This window comes from Pseudomonas helleri (genome assembly GCF_001043025.1).
GTDB lineage: Bacteria > Pseudomonadota > Gammaproteobacteria > Pseudomonadales > Pseudomonadaceae > Aquipseudomonas > Aquipseudomonas helleri.
Map to the genome: position 1 here is coordinate 1 of NZ_JYLD01000035.1, position 1,431 is coordinate 1,431.

General features: G+C 54.8%; 1 protein-coding gene. It reads left to right on the forward strand.

Going from position 1 to position 1,431, the window contains the following annotated elements; translation table 11 throughout:
* Positions 1-86 precede the first annotated feature (86 nt).
* On the forward strand, positions 87-1,397 hold the full coding sequence (locus TU84_RS25160) for an IS4 family transposase (protein ID WP_048374005.1): 1,311 nt from the start codon (positions 87-89) through the stop codon (positions 1,395-1,397).
* Positions 1,398-1,431 lie beyond the last annotated feature (34 nt).

Consider the following 1,431-nt stretch of genomic DNA (forward strand, 5'->3'; position numbering starts at 1 on the left):
TAATGCCAGTCAGTTAAGACTGACGCATTGACCTTTAGCCCACAGGCCGCAAAATCCGATGCTTGGAAACGAGCATCGGATTTTTTATGCGCCTATCAAAAGCCCTGTCCCTCACCCATGAAATGGCATTGCAGCCACATGCCCTTGAGGGGCTAGGAGCCTTGCATGATCCAGACATCGTTAAGCAAGCCTTCGAAAGCGCGGGTGTCTCGACCATTCGCAAGCGCCGTCTTCCACTTGAAAGCCTAGTGTGGTGCATCATCGGCATGGCGTTGTTTCGCCGGATGTCGGCTTGGGATGTTGTGAATCACATGGACATCATGCTGCCGGGCAAGCGGCTTCTGGTAGCACCGAGCGCTATTGTTCAAGGGCGGCAACGGCTCGGGAGCGATGCTGTCCGCGAAGTCTTCACGCTTACCCAGCAGCGGTGGCACGAAGAGGCCAAACACCCTCAATGGCTGGGACTAACGCTACTTGGCGTGGATGGTGTCGTCTGGAATGCTCCGGATACCGCGCAAAACCGTGCGCACTATGGCGGCGCTACTAACCAGCACGGCGATGGCAGTTTTCCTCAAGTTCGAATGGTCTGTCAGATGGAGCTGACCAGCCACCTGCTGATAAGCAGCACGTTCGAGAGCTACCACAGTAGCGAAATGAAGTTGGCCGAAAAACTGATCTCCACGACTCCCGATCATTCGCTCACCCTGTTCGACAAAGGGTTCTACTCGTTGGGCTTGCTGCACCACTGGCAATCACAAGGTGAGCATCGACACTGGCTGATCCCTTTGAAAAAAGGCACTCAGTACGAGATCAAGCACAAGCTTGGGCGCAATGATGCCTTGGTCATGCTGCGGACATCGCCTCAAGCCCGCAAGCAATGGCCAGGCTTGCCGCTAGAAATTCGAGCGCGACTATTAAGCAAAACGATCAAGGGAAAGGTTGTAAGCGTGCTGACCTCCATGACCGATCCGCTGCGCTTCCCGTGCGATGAGATCGTCGATCTTTACAGTCAGCGTTGGGAAATCGAACTGGGCTATCGCGAGATCAAACAAGGACTTTTGGGGGGAGAGTACACGCTGCGAAGCAAGACACCGGAGATGATTGCGCAAGAGCTGTGGGGCGTGCTGCTGGGTTACAACCTATTGCGTTATCAGATGGTGCAAATGTCCAGGCAGTGCCCTGGTGTGTACCCATGTGAAATGAGCTTTACCGCCTGCAGTTGGGCGATTTTGGGCTTGCTGCATGGCACGTCACTGAACCATCCCGGCAACTTGCCAGGGTTTCTAGCCGATTTGCAGGCATCAGCGCCGCAGTATGTTTTGCCCCATCGGCGACCTGATCGGTGGTTCCCGCGAGCAGTGAAGCAGCGCCCAGCAAAATATCCGACCCGAAAATAAAGATGCCAGTCAGCTTAACTGACTGGCATTAGCC